This window comes from Kribbella ginsengisoli (genome assembly GCF_039537185.1).
GTDB lineage: Bacteria > Actinomycetota > Actinomycetes > Propionibacteriales > Kribbellaceae > Kribbella > Kribbella koreensis.
In genome coordinates this window covers 374220-400571 of sequence record NZ_BAABAA010000004.1, presented here as the reverse complement: position 1 = coordinate 400571, position 26352 = coordinate 374220, and the positions used below count along the sequence as shown (strand labels likewise).

Below are 26352 nucleotides of genomic sequence, written 5' to 3'. Positions count from 1 at the left end.
GGCTCGCGCTTTCCGCGAGCATGAATCGCCCAGATCGTCCGCGCCCCCGGCAGGATTCGAACCTGCGCACCCGCCTCCGGAGGGCGGTGCTCTATCCCCTGAGCTACGGGGGCTCAGGAACGAGCAGAACATTAGCAGGAATTTCGGTGAGGGTTCGCATTGGGGGAGACCCTGGTCGGTCCCTGGGTCTTCCGTGTGGCGGGATCCTGGTGGGTACTGGAGTCGTCATAGTGGACGTAACCCCAAGTACCGAAAGGAAAACGAACCCATGGCTAGCTCCTTGGTCCGGCCGTCCAGCAATCGTTGGATCGGTGGTGTGTGTGCCGGTCTCGCGCGCCGTTTCGGCATCTCCGCGAACACGATGCGACTCATCTTCGTGGTCAGCTGCCTGCTGCCCGGTCCGCAGTTCCTGATCTACATCGTGCTCTGGGTGCTGATGCCGTCGGAGGACTGATCAAGGCGGCATGAAACCCTGCTCCCCATGAGAGCGGGTCTGCTGGTGGTGGCCGTCACACTGAGCCTGGTACCGGCGTTGAGCGGCTGCCAGGTCGGCCCGGCCAAGCCGGCCCCTGCGGAGCTCAGGACGAGCGCACCCCCGTGGAGCGCGCCACGGGATGCGGTCTCGTACGTCGACAAGGCCGGGTTCGAGCGGTTGCCGCTCGACTTCAGCGGCCCGGCGCCGTACACGCTCAAGCTGTCCGTCACGGTCGACGGCAAGCCGGTGGAGATCCCGGCGGACATCGGCGTCGACCGGCTCCGCGCCGAGCAGGCGGCGGTGCACACGCACGGTACCGACGGCGTGTTGTGGGTCGAGGCGAAGACGAAGGCCGAGCGCCCGACCCTGAGCCAGTTCTTCACCCTCTGGGGCCTCAGGTACGACGACCATTGCCTGGCCGACGCCTGCGGCTCGCTGACCGTCACCGTCAACGGCGAGAAGGCCGCGTGGGACACCAAGCTCCCGCGCGAAAGCGTCGTCCAGGTCGAAGCCACCCACTGACCTGAGTGGCAGGAAGCGGCTATCTGTCCCTGAGATCCCCTAGGGCCTTGTTGACTGCCGGTATGAACACCAAGCTCGCGCTCGTCGCCACCGTCGCCGCCACGCTCACCCTGGCCGGCTGCGGCGGTTCCTCGGACGACAACGGCACGGCCGGCCCAGCACCCACCACGCCCGCAAGCCCCACGGCCACGCCCACGCCCGGCCCCGGCGACACCCCACCGCCAGACACCGCCGGTACGCCGACCCCGCCCGCGACCCCGTCGTCCACCCCCAAGCCTTCGATCCTGCCGAAGCCCACCAAGCCGGTCCCCACCGCGGCCGACGGGACCAACTACAAGGCCTGCGCCGACTCCCGCTGCGAGGTCGCCGTCCGCACCGGCACCCGCCTCCAGGTCAAGCGGAGCACCCTCGGCTTCACCAGCATTCTGAAGATCGACCGGGTGAGCAACGGCACCGTCGCCTACAGCGCCGACGGCGGCTGCTGCAGCATCAGCACCAGCGCCCAGGGCCCCGGCCAGAGCTACACCCTCAACAGCCTCAAGGTGACCACCATCGCCGTCTCCGGCAGAACAGCCGTTCTCCGTCTCAAACCCGCCTGAGCGGACGCCCGGGAGCGCGGTCGTACCGGGCTGTGGATACTGAGTCAAGGGTTTGGGCGGCTGGCCATTAGGCTGGCCCGGTGACTCCGGAACAGCTCGCTGAGAAGATTCTGTTGGCCCTGACCGCGCTCGTCGACGACGGCGCGCTGACGGTCGAGGGCGGCCTGCCCGGTGAGCTCAAGGTGGAGCGGCCCAAGAATCCCGAGCACGGGGACTACGCGACCAACATCGCCATGCAGCTGGGCAAGCGCTCCAGCCTCGGCAACCCGCGCAAGCTGGCCGAGCTGCTGGCGGCCAAGCTGCAGGACGACGACGCCATCACGGCGGTCGAGATCGCCGGTCCGGGCTTCATCAACATCCGGGTCGCGGCCGATGCCCAGGGCAAGATCGCGGCGCAGATCGTCGAGGCCGGCCCGGCGTACGGGTCGAGCGACTCGCTCAAGGGCCAGCCGATCAACCTGGAGTTCATCTCCGCCAACCCGACCGGCCCACTGCACCTCGGCCACACCCGCTGGGCCGCCGTCGGCGACGCGCTGGCCCGGGTGCTGATCGCCGCCGGCGCCAAGGTCACCCGTGAGTTCTACGTGAACGACCGGGGCGCCCAGATGGACAAGTTCGGCGCCTCGCTGATGGCCTCGGCCAACGGCGTACCGGTCCCCGAGGACGGGTATCACGGGGAGTACATCAATGACCTGGCCGCCCGGATCGTCGCCGAGGTGCCGGGGATCAAGGAGCTGCCCGAGGCCGAGCAGTCGGTCGCGTTCCGCGAGGCGGGGTACGAGCGGCAGCTCAAGGAGCAGCAGGACCAGCTGGCCCAGTTCCGGACCAAGTTCGACGTCTGGATGTCCGAGCGCAGCCTGCACGAGCAGGACGGCGTCGGCCACGCGATCGAGAAGCTCCGCGAGCAGGGGCATCTGTACGAGGCGGACGACGCGCTGTGGATGCGGACCACCGACTTCACCGACGACAAGGACCGGGTGCTGATCCGGACCAACGGTGACCCGACCTACTTCGCCTCCGACGCGGCGTACTACGTGAACAAGCGCGAGCGCGGCTTCGAGGTCTGCATCTACCTGCTCGGCGCCGACCATCACGGCTACGTGAACCGGCTGAAGGCGATCGCGGCCTGCGCCGGCGACGACCCCGAGCACAACATCGAGATCCTGATCGGTCAGCTCGTCAAGATCCTCAAGAACGGTGAGGAGATGAAGCTGTCCAAGCGCGCGGGCACGATCGTCACGCTCGCCGAGCTGGTCGAGGAGAGCGGCGTCGACCCGCTGCGGTACACGCTGTGCCGCTACCCGGTCGACTCCCCGCTGACCCTGGACATCGAGGAGATGACCCGCCAGGTCAGCGAGAACCCGGTGTACTACGTGCAGTACGCGCACGCCCGGCTCGCCTCGATCCTGCGCAACGCCGACGAGCTCGGGATCAAGCTGGACGAGTTCGAGCCCGGCCTGCTCAGCCACGAGAAGGAGGGCGACCTGCTCCGCGCGCTGGCCGACTTCCCGCGGGTGGTCGCGACGGCCGCCGAGCTGCGTGAGCCGCACCGGGTCGCCCGCTACCTCGAGGACACCGCCTCGGCGTTCCACAAGTTCTACGACGTCTGCCGGGTGCTTCCGCGCGGCGACGAGGAGATCGAGCCGGTGCACAAGGCTCGCTTGACCCTGGTCAACGCCACCAAGACCGTCCTCGCCAACGGGCTCGACCTGCTCGGCGTCAGCGCTCCGGAGCGGATGTGAGGGCGCACGAGGCGGGCACGCTGCACGCCGACCTCGGACACAACTCGCCGCCGTGGCTGCGCGCACCGCGTGACCCCAACGACCTGGTCACCTCGCTCTGGTCGACGACGGCCAAGAAGAACGGCGAAGGCGCGCTCGAGGTCGGCGGCGTCGACCTGCGCGAGTTGGTCGCCGAGCACGGCAGCCCGGCGTACGTGCTGGACGAGGACGACTTCCGGTCCCGGGCCCGCGCGTTCAAGCTCGGGTTCAAGGACTTCGACGTCTACTACGCGGGCAAGGCCTTTCTCTGTACGACCGTTGTCCGCTGGGTGATGGAGGAGGGGCTCAACCTCGACATCTGCTCCGGTGGCGAGCTCGCCGTCGCGCTGCGGGCCGGTGCCGACCCCAAGCGACTCGGGTTCCACGGCAACAACAAGTCCGAGCAGGAGCTGGCCCGCGCGCTCGAGGCCGGCGTCGGCCGGATCATCGTCGACTCCGAGCACGAGATCAGCCGGCTGATCGAGCTGGCCAAGGAGCGCGGCCTGGTCGCGCCGGTGATGGTCCGGGTCACCGCGGGCGTCGAGGCGCACACCCACGCCTACATCGCGACCGCGCACGAGGACCAGAAGTTCGGCTTCTCGATCACCTCGGGCGCGGCCTACGAAGCCGTTGCCCGGATCAACGAAGCGCCGGAGCTGGAGCTGCTCGGGCTGCACTCGCACATCGGCTCGCAGATCTTCGACTCGTCCGGCTTCGAGGTCGCCGCCAAGCGGGTGATCGCCTTGCACGCAAGGGTTTCCGACGAGCTCGGCGTGGACATGCCGGAGCTGGACCTCGGTGGCGGTTTCGGTATCGCGTACACCACCCAGGACGACCCGTCCGACCCCGCGCAGCTGGCCACCGAGATGGGCAAGATCGTCGAGCACGAGTGCCGCGGTCACGGTGTCGACGTGCCGAAGGTCTCGATCGAGCCCGGCCGCGCGATCGTCGGCCCGGCGATGTGCACGGTCTACTCGGTCGGCACGGTCAAAGAGGTCTCCCTCGACGCCGATGCCTACCGCACCTACGTCTCCGTCGACGGCGGCATGAGCGACAACATCCGCACCGCGCTGTACGACGCCGACTACTCCTGCACGCTGGCCAACCGGTACTCCGAGGCCGAGCCGACGCTGGCTCGCGTGGTCGGCAAGCACTGCGAGTCGGGCGACATCGTGGTGAAGGACGAGTTCATGCCCGCCGACGTCAAGCCGGGCGACCTGGTCGCAGTACCGGGCACGGGCGCGTACTGCCGGTCGATGGCGAGCAACTACAACCACGTACCGCGGCCACCGGTGATCGCGGTCAAGGACGGGCAGACGCGGGTCGTCGTTCGTCGCGAGACCGAGGACGACATGCTTGCACTGGACATGGGGGCCGAATGACCGAGAACGCAGAACCCCTCGAAGAGAAGCCCGGGGCGGGGCAGCGGCCGCTGAAGGTGGCGCTGCTCGGATGCGGCGTCGTCGGCACCGAGGTGGTCCGGATCCTGACCGAGCGGGCCGACGACCTCGCCGCCCGGGTCGGCGCCCCGCTGGAGATCGCCGGCATCGCCGTACGCCGGGCCGGCCGGGCGCGCGACATCGCGGTCGACCCGGCCCTGGTCACCACCGACGCGCAGGCACTCGTCTCGCGCGGTGACCTGGACCTGGTGATCGAGGTGATCGGCGGGATCGAGCCGGCCCGCAGCCTCATCCTCACCGCGCTCGAGCACGGCGCCTCCGTCGTCACGGCCAACAAGGCGCTGCTCGCCGAGGACGGCCCGACCCTGTTCGCCGCCGCGGAGAAGTACGAGCGCGATCTGTACTTCGAAGCCGCGGTGGCCGGCGCGATCCCGATCCTGCGGCCGCTGCGCGAGTCGCTGGCCGGTGACGACGTGACCCGGGTGATGGGCATCGTCAACGGCACCACGAACTACATCCTCGACAAGATGGACTCCACCGGCGCCGGCTTCGACGAAGCGCTCGAGGAGGCCCAGGCGCTGGGATACGCAGAGGCCGACCCGACCGCCGACATCGAGGGCTTCGACGCTGCCGCGAAGGCCGCGTTGCTGGCGAGTTTGGCCTTCCACACCAGGGTTTCCATCGCCGACGTGCACCGCGAGGGCATCACCGAGGTGTCCGCGACGGACATCGCCTCGGCCCGCGAGATGGGCTGCGTGGTGAAGTTCCTGGCGATCTGCGAGCTGGACGAGGACAACGACTCGGTCGGTGCCCGGGTCTATCCGGCGATGATCCCGCTGAGCCACCCGCTGGCCTCGGTCCGGGACGCGTACAACGCCGTTTTCGTGGAATCCAAAGCGGCCGGCCAGCTGATGTTCTATGGTCGTGGTGCCGGCGGCGCCCCGACGGCCAGTGCTGTCCTCGGGGATCTGGTGTCCGCCGCGCGCAACCGGCTCAAGGGTGTGCCGGGGGTCGGCGAGTCGTCGTACACCCAGCGGGCCGCCCGTCCGATGGGTGCCACCCGGACTCGCTATCACGTGTCGCTGGACGTGGCCGACAAGGCCGGTGTGCTGGCGGCGGTGGCACTGGCCTTCTCCGACCACGGCGTGTCGATCCAGACCGTCCGGCAGGAAGGCCGCGGCGGTGACGCGCAACTGGTCGTCGTCACCCACACCGCCACCGACGCCGCGCTCTCGGCGACCGTGGAAGCCCTGCGTGACATGGAGATCGTCCGTGAGGTCAGCAGTGTGATGCGGGTCGAAGGGGATTAGAGATGACGAAGCAGCGGCCACACCAGTGGCGAGGCGTGATCGAGGAATACCGCGACCGGCTCCCGGTCTCGGCGGACACTCCGGTGGTCACCCTCGGCGAAGGCGGTACGCCGCTGGTGGCCGCGCAGTGGCTGAGCGAGCAGACCAATTGCGAGGTCTGGCTCAAGGTCGAGGGCAACAACCCGACCGGCTCGTTCAAGGACCGCGGCATGACGGTGGCGATCTCGCTGGCGGCACAGGCGGGTGACAAGGCGGTTGTGTGCGCTTCGACCGGCAATACGTCGGCTTCAGCCGCGGCGTACGCCGTGCGTGCCGGGATGCTGCCGTTGGTGCTGATCCCGGCCGGGCGGATCGCGAAGGGCAAGCTGGCGCAGGCGATCGTGCACGGCGCGAAGTTGGTGTCGATCGACGGTGGCTTCGACGACTGCCTGCGGATCGTGCGGGAGCTGGGCAAGCACTACCCGGTCGCGCTGGTGAACTCGGTCAACCCGGTCCGGCTGGAAGGCCAGAAGACCGCGGCGTTCGAGGTCTGTGACGCGCTTGGTGACGCGCCCGATCTGCACTTGCTGCCGGTTGGGAACGCGGGCAACATCGCTGCGTACTGGAAGGGCTACCAGGAGTATCGCAAGGACAAGATCTCCTCGAAGGTGCCGCAGATGTGGGGTTTCCAGGCGGAAGGCGCCGCGCCGATCGTCACCGGACGGATCGTCGAGAAGCCGGACACCCAGGCGACCGCGATCCGGGTCGGCAACCCCGCCTCCTGGACGCTCGCCGAAGCTGCCAGAGATGAATCAGGCGGCCGGATCGAGGCAGTCACCGACGACCAGATCCTCTCCGCCCAGCGCGAACTGGCCGCCCGGGAAGGCGTCTTCGTGGAACCCGCCTCGGCCGCGGGCGTCGCCGGACTGCTGGCGACGAAGGCCGCCGGCCGGCTGGACGGCGGCTCCACCATCGTCATCACCGTCACCGGCCACGGCCTCAAAGACATCGACACTGCTCTGTCTTACGCAACGGTCAAGGAGACCCCAGTCACCCCGGCAGACACCGACGCGGTCGCCCGAGTAGCAGGGCTGGCTTGAGTTGCCCCCGACCGACGGTGGTCCGGTTCATGTCCGGGTACCAGCCACTAGCGCAAACCTGGGCCCTGGGTTCGATGCGTTTGGGCTGGCTCTGACTCGGTATGACGAGTTGACGGTTACTCCGGGTGGGGACGGAGTGGTTGTCGAGGTGACCGGGCCCGGTGAGGGTGAGGTCGCTCTGGACGAGTCGCATCTGGTGGTGCGGTCCATCCGCGCCGGCCTGGATGCACTCGGGGCGTCGGTGCCCGGCTTCACCTTGCGGTGTGAGAACCGGATTCCGCATGGGCGGGGGCTGGGGTCTTCGTCGGCGGCGATCGTCGGGGGGATCGCGGCGGCTTACGGGCTGGCGGGGGAGCCGTTGGATCGGGATCACGTGCTGGAGTTGGCCAACGAGATCGAAGGGCACCCGGACAACGTGGCCGCGTGTGCGCTGGGTGGGTTCACGATCGCGTGGACCGACGGCGGTACCGGCCGGGCGATCCGGCTGGAGCCGATGACCGAGTTGTCGGTGGTCGCGTACGTGCCGTCGACGCGCGTTCTGACCAAGGAAGCTCGTGGGTTGCTGCCGTCCTCGGTACCGCATGCAGATGCAGCTGCGAATGCAGGACGGGCCGCGTTGCTCGTTGCAGCGTTGACCTCGCGGCCCTCGTTGCTGATGACGGCGACCGAAGACTGGCTGCACCAGGAGTACCGGCAGCCCGCGATGCCCGAGAGCCTTGCCCTTGTGCACAAGCTCCGCGGAAGCGGTCTGGCCGCGGTCGTCAGCGGCGCCGGTCCGACGGTGCTGGTGCTGGGCGACGAACCCGAGCGAGCGGAGGAGGCACCCGACGGCTGGCACCGGTACGAGCTCGGTATCGATCCACTCGGCGTACAGGTCTGGTCCGCCGATGCAGAACAACTGCTCGCCGAGGGCGGGAATGAACGATCCCGGACACGCGTTGAACACCTCGAGGCAGCAGACTGACCCTGATGGGTGCTAGTCTCGGATCACCCGATCCCCTCCAGGTGATCGGCGAACTCTCGCCGCATCGGGCTTTGTTCCCGGCACCCCAGGTGTAGGTGGCGATCTCCCAGAGAAGAACTTGCGCCGCCTGCGCCGGAGATTTCCGGGGGAACCCAGATTCAGCGAGAGCCGCCTCCTTGTTACCCCGCGTCGCCGTTTCGTCGGTCGCGGGAGATGATTCCGGGCGATGAGCCTCTCAGGACATCGTCCATCCGTGTGGGAAGGACCTCACGTGACAGAAACTGTTGAAGCCTCCAGCGGAGCCGGTACCTCGGCCCCGGGCACCGACGCGACGGCTACCGCCGGAACGCGGCGCCGCAAGGCCGGAGGCGGCCTCGAAGGCATGCTGCTCCCCGAGCTCAAGCAGCTCGCCGGGACGCTCGGCATCAAGGGCACCGGCGCGCTGCGCAAGGGCCAGCTGATCGAGGCGATCAAGGCGACCCAGAAGGGCGCCGGCTCGGGCGGATCCCGTGCGCGATCGAGCCAGCCGACCCTGGACGAGGCCGCCGCGGAGCCCGTGGCCGTCAAGGCCGAGGCTCCGGCCAAGGAAGCGCCGCAGCGGGCCGGCAGCCGCCGGACGCGCGCCGCCGCCACCCAGACCAGCACCGAGCCGGCCGAGCAGACCGTCGCCGCCGCCAAGGTGGTCGACAAGGTGGCCGAGTCGTCGCCGGTCGCGGTGCAGAACGGCGCGACGGCCGAGGCCGTCCAGGCGCCGGAGAAGACTCGTGAGCCGGTCGACAGCCCGTCGGCCGAGCAGGGCTCCGACCGTGGCGACAGCCGCGGTGACCGGGGCGAGGGCAACCGCGACCGCAACCGTGGCCGCGACAACGCGCGGGACAACCAGCGCGACGGCCAGACCCGTGACGGCCAGACCCGTGACGGTCAGGCTCGTGACGGCCAGACCCGCGACAGCCGGGACAACCAGTCCCGCGACGGCCGCGACGGTCAGGCCCGTGACGGTCAGCGTGATGGCCAGCAGAGCCGTGACGGTCAGCGGGACGGCAACCGCGACGGTCAGCGCACCGATCGCGACGCCAACCGGGACGGCGGCCGCGACAACAACCGCGACCGGCAGAACCAGAACGACCGGGGCGAGGAGGGCGAGGGCCGTCGCCGTCGCCGCCGGGGCCGCGATCGTGACCGGGTCGGCACCGACCGTCCCACGAACGACCGCAACGACCGCAACGACCGCGGCGGCCGGGACAACCAGCGCAACCGCGGCCGCAACGACCGCTTCGAGCCGGAGCCGACGATCAGCGAGGACGACGTGCTCGTCCCCGCCGCCGGCATCCTCGACGTGCTCGACAACTACGCCTTCGTCCGGACCAGCGGTTACCTGCCGGGCCCGAACGACGTGTACGTCGCGCTGTCGATGGTGAAGCGCTACGGCCTGCGCAAGGGTGACGCGATCACCGGCGCGGTGAAGCAGCCGTCGGACGGCGAGCGCAAGGAGAAGTTCAACCCGCTGGTCCGGATCGACACCGTCAACGGGTCCGACCCCGAGGTCGCCAAGCAGCGTCAGGACTTCAACAAGCTGACCCCGCTGTACGCGACCGAGCGGCTCCGGCTCGAGACCGAGCCGGGCATCCTGACCACCCGGATCGTCGACATCGTCAGCCCGATCGGCAAGGGCCAGCGCGGCCTGATCGTCTCGCCGCCGAAGGCCGGTAAGACGATGGTGCTGCAGGCGCTCGCCAACGCGATCACCACGAACAACCCCGAAGTACACCTGATGGTCGTGCTGGTGGACGAGCGGCCCGAAGAGGTCACCGACATGCAGCGCACGGTCAAGGGTGAGGTCATCGCCTCGACCTTCGACCGGCCGGCCGACGACCACACCACGGTCGCCGAGCTGGCGATCGAGCGGGCCAAGCGGCTCGTCGAGCTCGGCCACGACGTCGTCGTGCTGCTGGACTCGATCACCCGCCTGGGCCGGGCGTACAACATCGCGGCCCCGGCCAGCGGCCGGATCCTGTCCGGTGGTGTCGACTCGTCGGCGCTGTACCCGCCGAAGCGGTTCTTCGGCGCGGCCCGCAACATCGAGGACGGCGGCTCGCTCACCATCCTGGCGACGGCGCTGATCGAGACCGGCTCCAAGATGGACGAGGTCATCTTCGAGGAGTTCAAGGGCACCGGCAACATGGAGCTGCGGCTGCGTCGCGAGTTCGCCGACCGCCGGATCTTCCCGGCCATCGACGTGGTCGCCTCCGGTACCCGCCGCGAGGAACTGCTGATGAGCAAGGACGAGACCCAGGTCGTCTGGAAGCTCCGCCGGGTGCTGTCCGCCCTCGACGGCCAGGCAGCGCTGGAGCTGCTGATCGGCAAGCTCAAGGAGAGCAAGTCGAACATCGAGTTCCTGCTCCAGGTGAACAAGACCACCCCGTCGGCCGGCAACGGTCACACGACGGACAACGGTAACTAGCAGTAGCCGCTTGCTGACCGGATCGCCCCGGAATACCGGGGCGATTCGTCAGGTTGGGCCACTAGATGGCAAACTTGTCTGTTGGTTCCGGTTCACGTTCGTACCAAGCGGACGACCCGGCGCCCCTTTGACTCGAGGAGATCCATGAAGAGCGACATCCACCCGAACTACGTGAAGACCACGGTGACCTGCACCTGTGGCGCGTCGTTCGAGACCCACTCGACGGCCGAGAGCGGCACCATCCGCTCCGAGGTCTGCTCGCAGTGCCACCCGTTCTACACCGGCAAGCAGAAGATTCTCGACACCGGTGGCCGCGTCGCCCGCTTCGAGAAGCGGTACGCGAAGAAGTAGCTGCAAAAGCTCTGGGCGAGGTGTGCCTGCGGACAGCGCAGGCCACCTCGCTTTTGCGTGTTGTGCGGCTTCGCCGCGAGCGGGGGCTTCGCCACCCGCACCCCCCTTGCGTGGGCTGGTGCTTGATTCGTACCCGGAAGGAGTGCAGGCATGTTCGAGGCAGTGCAATCGCTGAAGGCGGAGTACGCCGAGCTGGAACGGCGGATGTCGGATCCTGAGCTGCACTCCGACCAGGCCGTCGCGCGGCAGGTCGGCAAGCGGTACGCCGCGCTGGCGCCGGTCGTGCGGACGTACGCGGAGTGGCTGCAGACGGCCGATGACATCGAGGCCGCCAAGGAGCTTGCCCACGAGGACGCGAGCTTCGCCGAGGAGGCGACCAAGCTCGAGCGCCGCCGCGACGAGCTGGCCGAGAAGCTGCAGGTGCTGCTCGTGCCGCGCGACCCGAGTGACGACAAGGACGCGATCCTCGAGATCAAGGCGGGAGAGGGCGGCGACGAGTCGGCCCTGTTCGCCGGCGACCTGCTGAAGATGTACCTGAAGTACGCCGAGTCGCAGAACTGGAAGACCGAGGTGCTCGACTCGGCCGAGTCCGACCTCGGCGGCTACAAGTCGATCACCGTCGCGGTGAAGGCGAAGGGCACGCCCGAGCCCGGCGAAGCGCCGTACGCGAAGCTGAAGTTCGAGGGTGGCGTGCACCGCGTGCAGCGGGTGCCGGTGACCGAGTCGCAAGGACGGATCCACACCAGCGCGGCCGGTGTCCTGGTGCTGCCCGAGGCCGAGGACGTCGACGTCGAGATCGACCAGAACGATCTGCGGATCGACGTGTTCCGGTCGTCCGGTCCCGGCGGTCAGAGCGTCAACACCACCGACTCGGCGGTCCGGATCACCCACATCCCGACCGGCATCGTCGTCTCGATGCAGAACGAGAAGTCCCAGCTGCAGAACCGCGAGCAGGCCATGCGGGTACTGCGGTCCCGGCTGCTCGCCGCTGCGCAGGAGGCGGCCGACCAGGAGGCGTCCGACGCCCGCCGGTCGCAGATTCGTACGGTCGACCGCTCAGAGCGCGTACGCACCTACAACTTCCCGGAGAACCGCTTCTCCGACCACCGGGTCGGCTACAAGGCGCACAACCTGGACCAGGTGCTCAACGGCGAGCTGGCCCCGGTGATCCAGGCACTGACCGAGGCGGACCTCACCGCTCGTCTAGAGGCCGTCGAGAGCCAGTGAGCCCGGTGAGTGTCCGCACGCTCCTCGCCGAGGCCACTGCCCAGCTGGCTGACGCAGGAGTCGCGTCCCCCGACTATGACGCGGCAGAGCTGCTCGCCCACGTCACCGGCGTACGGCGGATGCAGCTGGGGCTCGTGAAGCCCACGGCCGACCAGGAGGCGCAGTACGCCGCCCTGCTCGCCCGTCGCGCCCAGCGCGAGCCACTGCAACACCTGACCGGTACTGCGGCCTTCCGCTACCGCGACCTCGCCGTAGGACCAGGGGTGTTCGTACCGCGCCCCGAGACCGAGGTGCTCGTCGGCTGGATCCTCGACCGCATCGCCGACGTCGAGAACCCACTGGTGGTCGACCTCTGCAGCGGCTCGGGTGCGATTGCCGGAGCCGTCGCCACCGAGCGGCCCGACAGCACGGTGCATGCCGTGGAGCTGTCGCCCGAGGCGTGCGTCTGGGCCCGGCGCAATCTGGCCGGGACTGGGGCCACCTTGCATGAAGGCGACATCGACGGTTGCCTGCCGGAGCTGGATGGCCAGGTCGACGCGGTGATCTCCAACCCGCCGTACATCCCTTTGACTGCTTGGGAATCCGTCACTGCCGAGGTGCGCGACCATGACCCGGCGCTGGCGCTCTGGTCGGGCGACGACGGGCTCGACGAGATCAAGGTCGTCGCTGCCACGGCCGGCCGGCTACTGAAGCCTGGTGGGTGGTTCGGGTGCGAGCATGCCGACGTACAGGGTGAATCCGCGCCGGCCGTCTTTGCTGCGACCGGTCTGTTCACCGAGGTACGCGACCAGCTCGACCTGACTGGCAAGCACCGCTTCGCCACGGGGCGCAGAGTTCACTCGTAGACGACGAACTCCGGGCGGGGTTTGAGCGCCATCACCTGCGCCGGTGTCATCAGCGGGCCGTGCCGGGTGTCCTCCTGGTAGAAGAGCTTGAAGCCCGCATGCACGCCGGCCGCCATCCGCGGCGTGAGCTTGCGCCAGGTGGACTCCTTGGCCGAACGGCTGCCGATCCCGTCGACCGACTTGATCGTCACCACGCCTGGGTGTTGCTTCAAAGCCTTCTCGTTGCTGACGATCCGCGCGGACAGTTGGTGGAAGACGAACACCTTCTCCGGTAGATCGTTCTGGGCGACCAGCCCGGACAGGTACTTCGCGATGCCGTCCAGCTCGGCGCCGCTGGTATGCCCGAAGACCCGCCCCGGCACCTGACCCGGCCCGACCGCCCACTCCGGGTCGAAGGCGAGGCCGACGTCGGGTTCCTTCAGCCAGCGCTCCTGCCGCTTCACCTCGTCGAGGATCTTCGCCCGGCCCGGCTGGATGTCGAGCAACAGCAGCATCTTGTGCTCGCGGGCGACCTTCAGATACCGCTCGATCTTCTCGTCGGCCAGCCGGTTGCGGTACTTGCGGTCCTTCCCCGGCCCGCCGCTCGCGACGACGACGATCAGCTCGAGCACCGGCAACGGAGTACGCCCGACGGAGTACGACTTGGCAAGCTTCTCCAGCTTGTCCGCCTTCGCATCCAGGTCCTTGTCCAACGGCCCCAACGCAGGCGACCCCGGCAACCCGACATACCCCACCAGCTGGTACTTGGGGAAGATCACCCGCCCACCCCGAGGCAACTCCCCATCAGCCGGCGGCGCAGGCATCGAACTGGACACCTTGGGCACCGGCTTCAGCACCGGCCCGGCCCCCGCATCGCCCTTGCTGTCGCTGCAGCCGGCCGCCGCCACCAGCAGCAAGCTCGCTACAACCCCAGCCGTCCTACGCACCGCACCAGGGAACCACGGCGAGCCGACAAAACCACGCGGCGGAGGGCGTGGACGACGCGGGTCAGGCAGTGCGGGGGAGGGCTGCTCGGCGGCGCCGGAGTTCGGCGGCGTGCAGGGGTGTCATGGTGCCGAGTCGCTCGAGGGCTGCGTCGAGCAGCTTTGCGGCTTCGGATAGGGCTCCGGCGGCCTCGGCGCAGGCGGCTAGGCCGGCTAGGGCCCGGGCCGCGATCAGACGGCGGTGGTCTTCTTGTGCGCTCTCGAGGAGCGCCTCGAAGTACCGCTTGCTCTGCTCGAGGTGGCCGGCGGCGAGGTGGGAGCGGCCGAGTTGGGTCCGGGCCTCGTCGGTGGCGAACACGCTGGCGGTTTCGAGGCCGATCGACAGGGCCTGCTGCTGGAGCTCGATCGCCTGGGCGAAGTCGCCGAGCTGACGGTGAGCGGCGCCGAGCTGGCAGAGCGAGTCGGTCCGGCTGAAGCGCATCCCGAGCTCGGCCGCGAGCGCCTGGGACTCCTTGACCGCCTCGATCGCGAGCAGCGGCTGGCCGAGTTCGTTGTACGACTCCGCGATGCCGTTCAGCAGGTGCGGCTGCAAGGTCCGGTCATCGTCGGCCCTCGCCATCGACAAGGCCAGCCGGTAGGACTCCAGCGCTTGCCGGTGCTCGCCCCGGGCGCCCTCGGTGATCGCCCGCTCGGCCATCGCGTGCGCGGCCGCGGGCCGGTTGCCGATCGCCTGGGCGAGCTCGAGCGCCGCGGTGTGGGCGGCGACCGCCTCCTCGCCAGGATTGATCAGCCGCAGCGCCTCACCGAGGAGGCTGAGCAGCTGGATGCGTAGCACGGGATCGTCGTCGCCCAGCAGCTCCAGAGCGGCCCGGACCGGGCCCAGCGTCGCCAGCGGCCCGCGCTGGGGCCTCTCCAGGACAGCCTTGACGAACAGAACGCGGGCCTGCGGTACGGAAGCTCCGAGCCGTTCAGCCGCAGCCAAGCCGAGTTCCAGCAGCGTCGTCCGTTGATGGACCAGGTTCCGTTCATGGAAGTAGCGAGCGAACGCTGCGGCGATCATCCAGCTCTGCTCGTCGAAGGAGCCGTCAGCCACTCGCTGGACCGCGGCGACGACGTTGTCGCCTTCCGCATCACCCCAAGCCCGGCCCTCCTTGGGAGTCGTCAACACAGGACCGGCGACTGAGTCTCGCTCGCTGAGATCGACATAGCGGAGCTTCGTGAGCAGCGACACGGCGCGATGGGATGTCTGGAGGTAGTACTCGAGCAAGCGGCCGACGGCGGCCTCACGATCGGCCAAGGCGTCCTGCTGGCTCAGCTTGCCGGCGTACTGGCGCAGTAGGTCGTGGAACTGGAACCTGTCCGGCGCTGACTGCAGCAGGAGGCTGGCGTCCAGCAGGTCCTCCAGCAACGGCTCGGCGTCGTACGGCTCCACACCGGCGAGTGCGGCCGCGCCATAGCGGTCCACGTCCCGGCCGGGGAGCAGGCTGAGGTAGCGGAACATCCGTTGCTGCTCAGGGCTCAGTTGCTCGTACGACATCGCGAACGTCGACACCAGCCCGCGACCGTCGGCCGTGAGCTCGTCCAGCCCACGGTCCTGTGCTTGCAGCCGCTGGTTGAGGTGCTCGACCGTCCAGGTCGGCCGGTGCCGCAGCCGCGCCGCAGCGATCCGGATCGCCAGCGGCAGGTACCCACAGAGCTCCACCAACTCCTGCGCGGCCTCGTGCGAACCGCCACGCTCGGAGCCGACGATCTCGACCAGCAGCCGGGCAGCGTCCTCCGCGCCGAGCACCCCGAGCGGAACCCGCCGGGCCGCGTCGATGCCGATCAGTTGCCGGCGGCTGGTGATCAACACGCCACAGCTAGGGGCCCCAGGCAACAATGGCTCGACGAGCCGGCTGTCAGGCGTGTCATCCAGGACGATCAGTACCCGCCGCCCGGCGACCTCGGACCGCCACAACGCGGCCTGCTCGTCCAGCTCGCGCGGGATCCGCTCCGGCTTCACCCCAATGCTGCTGAGCAGATGCTCCAGCGCAGCCCGTACTTCGAGAGCCCCCCGCCCAGGCGTATGCCCGTGCAACTGCAAATACAGCAGCCCATCCGGGTACACGTCAGCCAACTCACGCGCAGCCCGTACGGCGAGCGCCGTCTTGCCCGCCCCACCCATACCGTCCACGGTGACGATCGGCGGTGCAGTGCGTTCCTCCCGACTCAATGCGGCGACCACTGCCGCCAACTCGGTGTCGCGCCCGACGAATGCTGAGTCCTGGTAGGGCAATTCGTCCCGCCCGGGCCGTGCTTCGCTCTCGTTGCGCAGGATCCGCTGATGGGTCGCCCGCAATTCCGGGCCGGGCTCTACGCCGAGCTGGTCGACCAGGGTGTCCCTGGCTTGCTTGTAGACCGTCAATGCGTCTGCTTGTCGGCCACTGGCGTACAAGGCGAGCATCAGTTGGCCAGCCAGGCGCTCATCGAGAGGCCGCTCGGCTACTGCGGTCACTAGCTCGGCCACGACCGCCGAGTGGCGTCCACTCGCCAGGTCGAGGTCGATGCGGTCGCTCAGGACCTTGTAGCGCCGCTCCACGAGCCGCTGTCGGTGGGTAGCGAGGTAGCGGCCCGGCAGCCCGCTCAGTGGCTCACCGCGGAAGAGATTCAGCGCCTCGGCATAGGCTCCTGCATCCTGCTGAGCCTCGGCGGCTTGCACTGCTGCATCGAAGCGGTTGACGTCGACTGCGTCGGGAGTCACCCGCAGCGTGTACCCGTCCCTGGTCCGCTCCAGCAGGCCCTCGACGGCCAGCGCTTTGCGGATTCGGTAGATGTACGGCGGTAGGACCTTGAGGCCGGTTGCCGGTGGCTTGTCGCCCCAGACCGCGTCGAAGAGCTCTTCCGGAGTACAGGTCCGGTTGGCACGCAGGGCCAGCACAGCGAGGAGCGCCTGCTGGCGTAGCGGACCCACCTCGACCAGCTGTCCGTCCAGCCGGACGGACAGCGAGCCGAGCAGCTCAATGCGCAGTCCCGCAGTCACACTGCGCAGTCTGGCGGCGTAGGAGGGCCACCGGCAACCGAGTGACTACGCCTTGGCCACGTACTCGTCGATCTCCGCGATCAGCTTGGTCTTCGTGGTGTCGTCGGCGAAGGAGACCTGGACGGCGGTGCGGGCCAGGTCGGCCGCGCCCTGGTTGTCGAGGTTGAGTAGGTCGGCGGCGACGGCGTACTCGTTGACCAGGTCGGTGCCGAACATCGGCGGGTCGTCGGAGTTGATGGTGACGACCAGGCCGGCCTCGACCATGCCGCGCAGCGGGTGCTCGTCGTACGACGCGACGACGCGGGTGGCGAGGTTGGAGGTCGGGCTGACCTCGAGCGGGATCCGGTGCTCGCCCAGGTAGTCGACCAGGGCCGGGTCCTGCAGGGCAGAGGTTCCGTGACCGATCCGCTCGGCCTTCAGTACCCGCAGGGCGTCCCAGATGGTCTCCGGGCCGGTCGACTCACCGGCGTGCGGCACGCTGCGCAGACCGGCGGCGCGGGCGGCATCGAAGTACGGGGCGAACTGCGGCCGCGGTACGCCGATCTCCGGGCCGCCGAGGCCGAAGCCGACCAGGCCGTCGGGGCGGACCTCGGTGGCGATCCGCAGCGTCTCGGCTGCCGCGGGCAGGCCGGACTCGCCGGGGATGTCGAAGATCCAGCGCAGGACGACGCCGAACTCCTTCTCCGCGGCGGTTCTGGCGTCCTCGATCGCCTCGCAGAACGCCTCGGCGGCCATTCCCCGTTTGACCGACGAGTACGGCGTGACGGTGAGCTCGGAGTACCGGATGTTCTGGCCGGCCATCTCGCGGGCGACCTCGTAGGTGAGCAGCCGGACGTCCTCGGGCGTGGTGACCAGGTCCACCACGGACAGGTAGATCTCGATGAACCGGGCGAAGTCGGTGAAGACGAAGTACTCCGCGAGCGCGGCGGCGTCGGCCGGCACGGCCGAGTTCGGATGCCGGGCGGCGAGCTCGGCGACGATCCGCGGCGAGGCGGAGCCGACGTGGTGGACATGCAGCTCGGCCTTCGGCAGGCCGGCGAGAAAGTCGCGTGTCACAGTCATGGCGGGGATCTTATGCATGCTGTCCGGTCGCCCGCCGGGAAGCTGACAGATGATTGTCAGGAGTGCGTGCGGCGAACCCGATTGGGGCGTGTAGCCACCGGAGTGGCACGATTCACTCCGTGAGCGAGCGCTTTGACTTCACCGGTGACGAGTTGGCCCCGGCCTATCGTGCGGCCGTGGACGCGATCGAGGCGGGCGACCTGGTCGTCCTGCCGACCGACACCGTCTACGGGATCGCGGCGGACGCCTTCAAGGCCGACGCCGTGCAACGGCTGCTGGACGCCAAGGGCCGCGGTCGCGACATGCCGCCGCCGGTGCTGATCTCGGTGGTCGAGTCGCTGGACGCGCTGGCGACCGACGTACCGGAGGCCGGGCGCAAGCTGTGCGAGAAGTTCTGGCCGGGGCCGCTGACCGTGATCTGCCATGCACAGGGGTCGCTGATGTGGGACCTGGGGGAGACCCAGGGGACCGTCGCGCTGCGCGTGCCCGACCACGAGAACACGCGTGAGCTGTTGTCCCGCACCGGACCGCTCGCGGTGAGCTCGGCGAACTTGAGTGGGCAGCCGGCGGCGCTGGATGTGTACGACGCCGAGGCGCAGCTGCTCGACTCGGTCGCCGTCTACCTCGACGGCGGTGTCGCCACCGGCGGCCAGCCGTCGACCATCGTCGACCTGACCGGCGACGTGCCCCACATCGTCCGGATCGGCGCCATGTCCGTCCAGCAGATCCGCGAAGTAGTCCCCGAGGCCACCACCGACCTCGAGCCCGACGAGAAGCCCCAGGACGAGCAGCCGCAGGACGAGAAGCCGGCCGACGAGACCGTCCAAGACGAGAAGCCGGCCGACGAGCCAACCGAAGCACCGGCCGACGAGCCAACCGAAGCACCGGTCGAGGCGTCCAAAGAGAAGATCGATGACCAGCCCGGTGACGAGAAGACAGCTGATGTGAGGCCTGCGGACTAGTGCGTGAGTATCTGCTGGTCCTGTTCGTGGCGATGGCCACGACCTTTCTGCTGACCGGTGTGGCCCGGCAGATCGCGTTGCGGTACGGCGCGGTGGCCAAGGTCCGTACCCGGGACGTGCACAAGGTGCCGATCCCGTACTTCGGTGGGATCTCGATCCTCGGCGGCCTGATCGCCGGCTTCGCGGTCGCCTCCAGCCTGCCCTTCCTCGGCGACAGCCTGCAGGTCGCCCACGACGCCCGGGCGATCCTGATCGGCGGCGTGGTGATCTGCGCCGTCGGCGTCGTCGACGACCTGTACGAACTGGACGCGATCACCAAGTTGGCCGGCGAGGTCCTGGCGGTCGGCGTGATGGTCGTCCAAGGCATCCAGCTGTACTGGCTCCCGCTGCCCGGCGGCATCTTCTCGCCGCCACCCGCGCAGCTGGCCGTGCTGACCGCCGGCATCCTGCTCGTCTCCACCAACGCGGTGAACTTCGTCGACGGCCTGGACGGTCTGGCCGCCGGCGTCACCGCGATCGGCGCGGCCGCCTTCTTCACCTACTCGTACCTGCTGAACGTCGAGCAGAACCTCGACCGCGCCACCACCTCGACCCTGATCACGGTCGCGCTGGCCGGTGCCTGCCTGGGCTTCCTGCCCCACAACTTCTTCCCGGCAAGAGTGTTCATGGGTGACTCAGGGGCCCTGCTGATCGGTCTGATGCTGGCCGCCTCGACGATCAGCCTGACCGGCCAGATGGACCCCAACGCCGTCCCGTACGAGGTCGGCGGCTCCAGCCTGCTGCCCGCGCTGCTCCCGTTGATCCTCCCGATCGCGGTCCTGGCGATCCCCGCGCTCGACCTGACACTGGCCTACATCCGGCGTACGAAGGCCGGCCGCTCGCCCTTCGCGGCGGACAAGCTGCACCTCCACCACCGCCTCATGCAGCGCGGTCACTCGCATCGCCGCGCGGTCCTCCTGATGTACCTGTGGACCTTCCTCATCGCCTTCGGCGTGGTGGTTCTCGGGCTGCAACTGAAGTGGTGGACGACGCTGCTCGTGCTCGCCGTCGCCGTGGCCGCGATCCTGCTGACCACCGGTCTGCCGAGGCGTTCCGGGAGGGCGCTCTCCAAGGTCTGACCGGGACCAGACCAGTAGGTGTCGTGGCCTACAGATAAGGTGTGCGTGTACAGCGGCAGGGACGCTCGTTTTGCTGACCGTGAAGACTTTGTGCTAGTTTTCACAAGCACCAGCAATCAACAGCTTCACCCCTGACCCCGCCCACCAGACGACCGAGGGCAAGAATCCCGGTCGCCAGCAGGACGGAACCACCAGATGCCCCCCAAGGCTGACACCGCCCAGGTAAGTAGCCCCAAAGAAGCCGGCCAAGCGACAAAGCACCCGGCTCTCGCGATGTTGCGCGGCGCCGCGGTCGCCGCAGTGGTCGTCGGCGTGAACGCAGCCGCCGTCGCGACCGTAGCCGCCGGGTCCAAGGGGCTGTGGGGCGCACTGCTCGGCCTGCTGATCGTGCTGGTCTTCTCCGGTGCAGGCCTGCTCGCGCTGCATGCGGCGCGGCACACCAGCCCGACCATGCAGCTCGGCGTCGCGATGGCCTCCTACACCGGCCGGATCGCGATCTTCGGCGGCCTGCTCGCCCTCGCGATCAACTCCGACTCGCTGGCCCGCAACGTGAACCTGACCGCCCTCGGAATCACCGCGATGGTGGTCGTGATGGGCTGGATGGCCGGCGAGATCTGGTCCTGGTCCCGGCTGCGCGTGCCGATCTACGACCTCGACCACGAGGTGAACCCGTGAGCACAGTCGGTAACGCCTCGGAGAGCCGTTTCCAAGCTGTGATCAAAGGTGTGTCGAATGGCACTGGACACCCCGCTCAGGCCGATGTGACCCGGCGTGTCGCCGACTGGTACCTTTCGGGTGCCAATGAGCCAGAACGAGGATCCGAAGCCGACGCCGAACACATCCGGCGATGGCTGGCGGGTCCTGTCCTACTTGATCGGCGGGGTCCTCGTCTACGGGGGCATCGGCTTCGGGTTGGATCGCTGGCTGGGCACCAAGTTCTTACTTCCGGTGGGCATCGTGCTCGGTGCCGGCCTGACGATCTTGCTGTTGAACTTCCGGTACCGGCAGCGGTCCTGAGCCCTACCGGGTCTGACGTAGTTGACCGCCTTGCCCTGAGCCGCCCTGCCCTTAGCCCTATGGCGAACGACTTGAGCACGACGCGAGAGGAGACCCGGTGAGCGCCGGCGTTCCGACCGAGTTCATCCCACCCGGTCCACAAAGCTTCGACACCCCGCCGATCATCGACGGCGTCGACTGGTTCACCAAGCCGGTGCTGATCGCCGCGCTGTCGGTGGTGGTGATCATCTGGTTCTACTGGGGTGCGTCCCGCAAGGCCGCCGTGGTGCCGTCCAAGCTGCAGTTCGCCGGCGAGTTGGGTTACAACTTCGTCCGCAACTCGATGGCTCGCGACGCGATCGGCAGCCAGGAGTACATGAAGTACGTGCCGTACCTGTGCGGCCTGTTCTACTTCATCCTGCTGAACAACGTCGCGGCGACGATCCCGCTGCTCCAGTTCCCGACCTTCAGCCACATCGGCTGGGCGTACGTGGCCGCGGTGATGAGCTGGGTCATCTACAACTTCGTCGGCATCAAGAAGAAGGGCCTGTGGGGCTACTTCAAGCACCAGACGATGCCGGCCGGTGTGCCGATCTGGCTGATGCCGCTGATGATCCCGATCGAGTTCATCTCGAACATCCTGGTCCGGCCGATCTCGCTGAGCCTGCGGTTGTTCGCCAACATGTTCGCCGGCCACATCCTGCTGCTGGTCTTCGTCACCGGTGGCGAGTACATGGTGCTGCACTCCGGCAGCATCGCGATCGGCGGTGTCGGCATCATCACCTGGCTGATGGCGCTGGCGATCGGCGGCCTGGAGTTGTTCGTCCAGTGCATCCAGGCCTACATCTTCGTCGTACTGACCGCGCAGTACATCGGTAGCGCGATCTCCGACGAGCACTGACCATCACCACCCAGCTGTAACCCAGACCCGTCGTAACGGAAACCCGGATAGTCCCTATCCGTACCGAAAGGAAACACCGCAATGGTGAGCAACATGGCTCTCGCAATCACCGGTGACATCGCCGTCCTCGGCTACGGCCTCGCCGCGATCGGCCCGGGCGTGGGCGTCGGTCTGATCTTCGCCGCGGTCATCAACGGCACCGCGCGTCAGCCCGAGGCACAGAGCAAGCTGCAGTCGATCGCGTGGATCGGCTTCGGCGTCACCGAGGTTCTGGCGATCATCGGTATCGCGCTCGCCTTCGTCTTCAAGGGCAAGACCGGCGCCTGATCTTCCACCCCTGACTGACAGGACTGAGACATGCTGACGACACTTCTCCCGCTGACAGAAGCGGCCGCTGAGGAGACCCCCAGCCCGCTGCTGCCGCACGTGGCTGAGATCATCTTCGGCTTCGTCTTCCTGATCCTGCTGGCCATCGCCTTCGCCAAGGTCGTGGTACCGAAGTTCGAGAAGGCTTACGCCGATCGGACCGCGGCGATCGAAGGCGGGATGAACGAGGCCAAGCAGGCCCAGGCCGAGGCGAAGGCGGCGCTCGACAAGTACAACGCACAGCTGTCGGAAGCCCGGCAGGAAGCTGCGAAGATCCGCGAGGACGCGCGCGAGCAGGGTGCGCTCATCATCGCGGAGATGCGTGAGCAGGCCAACACCGAGGCCGAGCGCATCGTGAACCACGCCCGCACCCAGATCGACGCCGAGCGGGCCCAGGCCGTGGCGTCGCTGCGCAGCGAGGTCGGCACCATGGCGACCACGCTGGCCGGCCGGATCGTCGGCGAGTCGCTCGAGGACGAGGCGCGCCAGCGCCGGACCGTCGAGCGCTTCCTGGCCGATCTCGAAGCCTCGGAGTCGGCCCGGCAGGCCGTCGGAACGGACGGCTGATGCGCGGCACATCGAGGGAGTCACTCGCCAAGGCCCAGGAGGCCCTGGCGGGTGTCACCGTCACCGAAGGCCTCGGCGCCGAACTGTTCTCGGTGGCCAAGCTGCTCGACGGCAACGGCTCGCTCCGGCGGGCGCTGACCGACCCGGCCCGCCCCTCGGCGACCCGGACCGGTCTGGCCCAGCAGTTGCTCGGCGGCAAGATCTCCGCCCAGGCGCTGGAGATCCTCACCGCCGCGGTGTCCGGCCGCTGGGTCAGCGGCCGTGACCTCGGCGACTCGCTCGACGAGCTGAGCGTCCAGGCCGACGTGGCCTACGCCGACGGCCAGCGCAAGCTGGACGACGTCGAGGACGAGCTGTTCCGGCTCGACCGGATCATCACCGCGGAGCGGGCGCTGAGCGACAAGCTGAGCGACCGCAACATCCCGGTGGCCACCCGCCAGCAGCTGCTCCACAAGCTGCTGCAGGGCAAGGCGACCGACGTGACCGTGCGGCTGGCAGAGCGCGCGGTGGACGGCCGGGGCCGCAGCTTCGCGGGTTCGATGCGGTCGTACCAGGTCGCTGCCGCCGCCCGGCGCAGCGCCAGCATCGCGACCGTCCGGGTCGCCGCGGACCTGTCCGAGGCCGACCGCACCCGGCTCGCGACGGTCCTCGGCCGGCAGTACGGCCGCGACATCCAGCTGAACGTCATCGTCGACCCGACCGTCGTCGGCGGCGTCCGGGTGGACATCGGTGACGAAGTGATCGACGGAACCATCGCGGCCCGGCTCGACGAGGCGCAACGGCGCATCGCGGGCTGACCCCTAACGACATATCGGCGCTAGTGGTCAGCAAGCCTCTAGAGCCCATCACCAGGCCAGCAAAGGTCAAGGAAGCAGGGACGGAAGATAATGGCTGAGCTCACGATCAGGCCGGAGGAGATCCGGGACGCCCTGGATCAGTTCGTCCGCGACTACACGCCGGACGAGGCCGCCCGCGAAGAGGTCGGCACCGTGATCGACGCGGGTGACGGCATCGCGCACGTCGAGGGCCTGCCCTCGGCGATGACGAACGAACTGCTCGTCTTCGAGGACGGCACCCAGGGCATCGCGCTGAACCTCGACGTCCGCAGCATCGGTGTCGTCGTGCTCGGCGACTTCGGCGGCATCGAAGAGGGCCAGCAGGTCCGCCGGACCGGCCAGGTCCTGTCCGTGCCGGTCGGCGAGGGCTACCTGGGTCGCGTCGTCGACCCGCTGGGCAAGCCGATCGACGGCCTCGGTGAGATCACCGGCCTCGAGGGCACCCGCGCGCTGGAGCTGCAGGCGGCCGGCGTGATGGACCGCCAGGAGGTCCGCGAGCCGATGCAGACCGGCATCAAGGCGATCGACGGGATGATCCCGATCGGCCGCGGCCAGCGTCAGCTGATCATCGGCGACCGCAAGACCGGCAAGACCGCGATCGCGATCGACACGATCATCAACCAGAAGGCCAACTGGGAGTCCGGCGACCCGAAGAAGCAGGTCCGCTGCATCTACGTGGCGATCGGCCAGAAGGGCTCGACGATCGCCGCCGTCCGCGGCGCGCTCGAAGAGGCCGGCGCGATGGAGTACACCACCATCGTTGCCTCCCCGGCGTCCGACGCGGCCGGCTTCAAGTACGTCGCGCCGTACACCGGTTCGGCCATCGGCCAGCACTGGATGTACCAGGGCAAGCACGTCCTGATCGTCTTCGACGACCTGACCAAGCAGGCCGAGGCGTACCGCTCGATGTCGCTGCTGCTGCGCCGCCCGCCGGGCCGTGAGGCCTACCCGGGTGACGTCTTCTACCTGCACAGCCGGCTGCTCGAGCGCTGCGCGAAGCTGAGCGACGAGCTCGGCGCGGGCTCGATGACCGGCCTGCCGGTGATCGAGACCAAGGCCAACGACGTCTCGGCCTTCATCCCGACCAACGTCATCTCCATCACCGACGGCCAGATCTTCCTCCAGTCGGACCTGTTCAACGCCAACATCCGCCCCGCCATCGACGTCGGCATCTCGGTGTCGCGAGTCGGCGGCGCCGCGCAGGTCAAGGGCATGAAGAAGGTCTCCGGCTCGCTGAAGCTGGACCTCGCGCAGTTCCGCGCGATGGAGGCGTTCGCGATGTTCGCCTCCGACCTCGACGCCACCTCGCGCCGCCAGTTGGACCGCGGTCAGCGGCTGGTGGAGCTGCTGCGCCAGCCGCAGTACTCGCCGTACCCGGTCGAGGACCAGACCGTCTCGATCTGGGCCGGTACCACCGGCAAGTTCGACGACGTCCCGGTCAACGACGTACTCCGGTTCGAGCGTGAGTTCCTGGACTTCCTGCGCCGGGAGAGCAACGTGCTCGACGCCGTCCGCGAGTCGGGCAAGTTCGAGGACGACTCGGCCGACGCGGTCACCGACGCGCTGAAGAAGTTCAAGCCGACCTTCCAGACCTCCGACGGCCAGCTGCTGGTCGGCAAGGAAGAGACGGCGGCGATGGACTCCGAGGACGTCGAGCAGGAGCAGATCACCAAGCAGAAGCGGGGCTGATCGTCCATGCCCGCAACCCAACGTGAGCTGAAGGATCGGCGAGCCTCCGTCTCGACGATCAAGAAGCTCACCCGTGCGATGGAGCTGATCGCTGCGTCCCGGATCGTCAAGGCGCAGCAGCGCGCCAAGGCGGCCGGTCCGTACGCGCGTGAGCTCACCCGAGCGGTGTCGGCGGTGGCGACGTTCTCGAACGTCGACCACCCGCTGACCACCGAGAAGCCGAACCCCAAGCGGGCCGCGGTTCTCCTGATCACCTCTGACCGCGGCCAGGCCGGCGCGTACTCCTCCTCGGTCATCCGGGAAGGGGAGCGGCTGAACCAGCTGCTCCGGGAGAGCGAGAAGGAGATCGTCCCGTTCCTGAGCGGGCGCAAGGGGATCGCCTACTACACCTTCCGGCAGCGCGAGGTCGCGCAGTCGTGGAGCGGCGACTCCGACGCGCCGTCGTTCGCCCGGGCACGGGAGATCGCCGACGCGTTGATCGAGGCCTTCCTCAAGCCGACCGAGGAGGGCGGCGTGGACGAGATCCACATCGTCTTCACCCGGTTCGTCTCGATGCTGACGCAGAAGCCGGACGTCATCCGGCTGCTGCCGCTGGAGGTCGTCGAGGGCGAGGAGGCGCCGGCCGCCGAGGACGTACTGCCGCTGTACGAGTTCGAGCCGTCCGCCGAGGACGTGCTGGACGGGCTGCTGCCGAAGTACGTCGCGAGCCGGATCCACTTCTGCATGCTGCAGGCGGCGGCGTCCGAGCTGGCCAGCCGGCAGCGCGCGATGAAGTCCGCCACGGACAACGCGCAGGATCTGATCGAACGACTGACCCGCGAGTACAACCAGGTGCGTCAGTCGGCCATTACCCAGGAAATCAGCGAGATCGTCGGTGGCGCGAACGCGCTGGCCGACGCCAACGCCGGGAGCGAGTGAGA

Annotated in this window: 25 protein-coding genes and 1 tRNA gene; 22 read left to right on the top strand and 4 right to left on the bottom strand. The window is 68.5% G+C overall.

All coding sequences use genetic code 11. From position 1 onward, the window contains the following. Positions 1-41: 41 nt before the first annotated feature. Positions 42-113 (bottom strand) — tRNA-Arg (locus ABD768_RS18240). Positions 114-268: 155 nt separating this feature from the next. On the opposite strand from ABD768_RS18240, the gene ABD768_RS18235 reads away from it, so the two are divergent. The 12 genes from ABD768_RS18235 (at position 269) to prmC (ending at position 12993) form a co-directional block, all read left to right on the top strand. Beyond that, a complete protein-coding gene (locus ABD768_RS18235) occupies positions 269-454 on the top strand; it encodes a PspC domain-containing protein (RefSeq protein WP_343964054.1) in 186 nt (61 codons plus the stop codon). A 27-nt stretch (positions 455-481) separates the two neighbouring features. Next, the gene (locus tag ABD768_RS18230; RefSeq protein ID WP_344841977.1) at positions 482-997 is read left to right on the top strand and encodes a hypothetical protein; all 516 of its coding nucleotides are present in this window, start codon (positions 482-484) and stop codon (positions 995-997) included. A 62-nt stretch (positions 998-1059) separates the two neighbouring features. Continuing rightward, a complete protein-coding gene (locus ABD768_RS18225; RefSeq protein ID WP_344841974.1) occupies positions 1060-1596 on the top strand; it encodes a hypothetical protein in 537 nt (178 codons plus the stop codon). A gap of 80 nt (positions 1597-1676) precedes the next feature. Further along, entirely contained in the window at positions 1677-3338 is a 1662-nt protein-coding gene (gene argS / locus ABD768_RS18220) for an arginine--tRNA ligase (protein ID WP_344841971.1), read from the top strand. Beyond that, positions 3335-4738, top strand: a complete 1404-nt coding sequence (gene lysA, locus ABD768_RS18215) for a diaminopimelate decarboxylase (RefSeq protein ID WP_344841968.1) — start codon at positions 3335-3337, stop codon at positions 4736-4738. The genes argS and lysA overlap by 4 nt, the downstream gene beginning before the upstream one ends. Further along, positions 4735-6066: a homoserine dehydrogenase gene (locus ABD768_RS18210; protein ID WP_343964046.1), complete on the top strand. Its 1332-nt coding sequence runs from the start codon at positions 4735-4737 to the stop codon at positions 6064-6066. The genes lysA and ABD768_RS18210 overlap by 4 nt, the downstream gene beginning before the upstream one ends. A gap of 2 nt (positions 6067-6068) precedes the next feature. Further along, positions 6069-7145, top strand: a complete 1077-nt coding sequence (thrC, locus tag ABD768_RS18205) for a threonine synthase (protein ID WP_343964044.1) — start codon at positions 6069-6071, stop codon at positions 7143-7145. Position 7146: 1 nt separating this feature from the next. Next, positions 7147-8109 (top strand): homoserine kinase, encoded by a 963-nt coding sequence (gene thrB, locus ABD768_RS18200; protein WP_343964042.1) that lies wholly within the window; start codon positions 7147-7149, stop codon positions 8107-8109. A gap of 271 nt (positions 8110-8380) precedes the next feature. Further along, on the top strand, positions 8381-10570 hold the full coding sequence (gene rho, locus ABD768_RS18195; protein ID WP_344841963.1) for a transcription termination factor Rho: 2190 nt from the start codon (positions 8381-8383) through the stop codon (positions 10568-10570). Positions 10571-10714: 144 nt separating this feature from the next. After that, the gene (gene rpmE, locus ABD768_RS18190) at positions 10715-10921 is read left to right on the top strand and encodes a 50S ribosomal protein L31 (RefSeq protein ID WP_343964038.1); all 207 of its coding nucleotides are present in this window, start codon (positions 10715-10717) and stop codon (positions 10919-10921) included. Between the two features lie 150 nt (positions 10922-11071). Next, on the top strand, positions 11072-12148 hold the full coding sequence (gene prfA / locus ABD768_RS18185) for a peptide chain release factor 1 (RefSeq protein ID WP_344841960.1): 1077 nt from the start codon (positions 11072-11074) through the stop codon (positions 12146-12148). A 5-nt stretch (positions 12149-12153) separates the two neighbouring features. Further along, entirely contained in the window at positions 12154-12993 is an 840-nt protein-coding gene (gene prmC, locus ABD768_RS18180) for a peptide chain release factor N(5)-glutamine methyltransferase (RefSeq protein ID WP_328326891.1), read from the top strand. Here prmC and ABD768_RS18175 read toward each other — a convergent pair. From ABD768_RS18175 to ABD768_RS18165, 3 genes are all read right to left on the bottom strand, one after another. Then, positions 12984-13919, bottom strand: a complete 936-nt coding sequence (locus tag ABD768_RS18175) for a hypothetical protein (RefSeq protein WP_344841957.1) — start codon at positions 13917-13919, stop codon at positions 12984-12986. The genes prmC and ABD768_RS18175 overlap by 10 nt on opposite strands. A 61-nt stretch (positions 13920-13980) precedes the next feature. Then, positions 13981-16935 carry an AfsR/SARP family transcriptional regulator gene (locus ABD768_RS18170; RefSeq protein ID WP_344841954.1) on the bottom strand — a complete coding sequence of 985 codons (2955 nt, stop codon included), beginning with the start codon at positions 16933-16935 and terminating at the stop codon, positions 13981-13983. 45 nt (positions 16936-16980) lie between these two features. After that, positions 16981-17997: an adenosine deaminase gene (locus ABD768_RS18165; protein ID WP_344841952.1), complete on the bottom strand. Its 1017-nt coding sequence runs from the start codon at positions 17995-17997 to the stop codon at positions 16981-16983. Positions 17998-18116: 119 nt separating this feature from the next. Here ABD768_RS18165 and ABD768_RS18160 point away from each other — a divergent pair, with 119 nt between their 5' ends. The 10 genes from ABD768_RS18160 (at position 18117) to ABD768_RS18115 (ending at position 26350) form a co-directional block, all read left to right on the top strand. Then, positions 18117-18959 carry an L-threonylcarbamoyladenylate synthase gene (locus ABD768_RS18160; RefSeq protein ID WP_344841949.1) on the top strand — a complete coding sequence of 281 codons (843 nt, stop codon included), beginning with the start codon at positions 18117-18119 and terminating at the stop codon, positions 18957-18959. Continuing rightward, complete coding sequence (locus ABD768_RS18155) at positions 18959-20077, top strand: glycosyltransferase family 4 protein (protein ID WP_343964026.1); 1119 nt, start codon at positions 18959-18961, stop codon at positions 20075-20077. The genes ABD768_RS18160 and ABD768_RS18155 overlap by 1 nt, the downstream gene beginning before the upstream one ends. A gap of 195 nt (positions 20078-20272) precedes the next feature. Next, positions 20273-20752 (top strand): Cg1360 family ATP-synthase-associated protein, encoded by a 480-nt coding sequence (locus ABD768_RS18150; RefSeq protein ID WP_343964024.1) that lies wholly within the window; start codon positions 20273-20275, stop codon positions 20750-20752. Positions 20753-20878: 126 nt separating this feature from the next. Next, positions 20879-21094: an AtpZ/AtpI family protein gene (locus ABD768_RS18145; protein ID WP_343964022.1), complete on the top strand. Its 216-nt coding sequence runs from the start codon at positions 20879-20881 to the stop codon at positions 21092-21094. Between the two features lie 97 nt (positions 21095-21191). After that, the gene (gene atpB, locus ABD768_RS18140) at positions 21192-21974 is read left to right on the top strand and encodes a F0F1 ATP synthase subunit A (protein ID WP_343964020.1); all 783 of its coding nucleotides are present in this window, start codon (positions 21192-21194) and stop codon (positions 21972-21974) included. A 93-nt stretch (positions 21975-22067) separates the two neighbouring features. Continuing rightward, positions 22068-22301, top strand: coding sequence for an ATP synthase F0 subunit C (atpE, locus tag ABD768_RS18135; protein WP_343964018.1), 234 nt, complete (start codon positions 22068-22070; stop codon positions 22299-22301). Between the two features lie 30 nt (positions 22302-22331). Then, on the top strand, positions 22332-22907 hold the full coding sequence (locus ABD768_RS18130) for a F0F1 ATP synthase subunit B (protein ID WP_343964016.1): 576 nt from the start codon (positions 22332-22334) through the stop codon (positions 22905-22907). After that, positions 22907-23704 carry a F0F1 ATP synthase subunit delta gene (locus ABD768_RS18125; RefSeq protein ID WP_343964014.1) on the top strand — a complete coding sequence of 266 codons (798 nt, stop codon included), beginning with the start codon at positions 22907-22909 and terminating at the stop codon, positions 23702-23704. The genes ABD768_RS18130 and ABD768_RS18125 overlap by 1 nt, the downstream gene beginning before the upstream one ends. A 90-nt stretch (positions 23705-23794) precedes the next feature. Continuing rightward, entirely contained in the window at positions 23795-25432 is a 1638-nt protein-coding gene (atpA, locus tag ABD768_RS18120) for a F0F1 ATP synthase subunit alpha (protein ID WP_343964012.1), read from the top strand. A 6-nt stretch (positions 25433-25438) separates the two neighbouring features. Beyond that, positions 25439-26350, top strand: coding sequence for a F0F1 ATP synthase subunit gamma (locus ABD768_RS18115; RefSeq protein WP_328326868.1), 912 nt, complete (start codon positions 25439-25441; stop codon positions 26348-26350). The last annotated feature ends 2 nt before the right edge of the window (positions 26351-26352 follow it).

What these genes read in the sequence shown, in the direction of transcription:
- ABD768_RS18235 (WP_343964054.1), top strand. Translation starts at nt 269, where the DNA reads ATGGCTAGCTCCTTGGTCCGGCCGTCCAGCAATCGTTGGATCGGTGGT.
- ABD768_RS18230 (WP_344841977.1), top strand. Translation starts at nt 482, where the DNA reads ATGAGAGCGGGTCTGCTGGTGGTGGCCGTCACACTGAGCCTGGTACCG.
- ABD768_RS18225 (WP_344841974.1), top strand. Translation starts at nt 1,060, where the DNA reads ATGAACACCAAGCTCGCGCTCGTCGCCACCGTCGCCGCCACGCTCACC.
- ABD768_RS18210 (WP_343964046.1), top strand. Translation starts at nt 4,735, where the DNA reads ATGACCGAGAACGCAGAACCCCTCGAAGAGAAGCCCGGGGCGGGGCAG.
- thrC (WP_343964044.1), top strand. Translation starts at nt 6,069, where the DNA reads ATGACGAAGCAGCGGCCACACCAGTGGCGAGGCGTGATCGAGGAATAC.
- rpmE (WP_343964038.1), top strand. Translation starts at nt 10,715, where the DNA reads ATGAAGAGCGACATCCACCCGAACTACGTGAAGACCACGGTGACCTGC.
- prfA (WP_344841960.1), top strand. Translation starts at nt 11,072, where the DNA reads ATGTTCGAGGCAGTGCAATCGCTGAAGGCGGAGTACGCCGAGCTGGAA.
- ABD768_RS18165 (WP_344841952.1), bottom strand. Translation starts at nt 17,997, where the DNA reads ATGACTGTGACACGCGACTTTCTCGCCGGCCTGCCGAAGGCCGAGCTG.
- ABD768_RS18150 (WP_343964024.1), top strand. Translation starts at nt 20,273, where the DNA reads ATGCCCCCCAAGGCTGACACCGCCCAGGTAAGTAGCCCCAAAGAAGCC.
- ABD768_RS18145 (WP_343964022.1), top strand. Translation starts at nt 20,879, where the DNA reads ATGAGCCAGAACGAGGATCCGAAGCCGACGCCGAACACATCCGGCGAT.
- atpE (WP_343964018.1), top strand. Translation starts at nt 22,068, where the DNA reads ATGGCTCTCGCAATCACCGGTGACATCGCCGTCCTCGGCTACGGCCTC.
- ABD768_RS18130 (WP_343964016.1), top strand. Translation starts at nt 22,332, where the DNA reads ATGCTGACGACACTTCTCCCGCTGACAGAAGCGGCCGCTGAGGAGACC.
- ABD768_RS18125 (WP_343964014.1), top strand. Translation starts at nt 22,907, where the DNA reads ATGCGCGGCACATCGAGGGAGTCACTCGCCAAGGCCCAGGAGGCCCTG.
- atpA (WP_343964012.1), top strand. Translation starts at nt 23,795, where the DNA reads ATGGCTGAGCTCACGATCAGGCCGGAGGAGATCCGGGACGCCCTGGAT.
- ABD768_RS18115 (WP_328326868.1), top strand. Translation starts at nt 25,439, where the DNA reads ATGCCCGCAACCCAACGTGAGCTGAAGGATCGGCGAGCCTCCGTCTCG.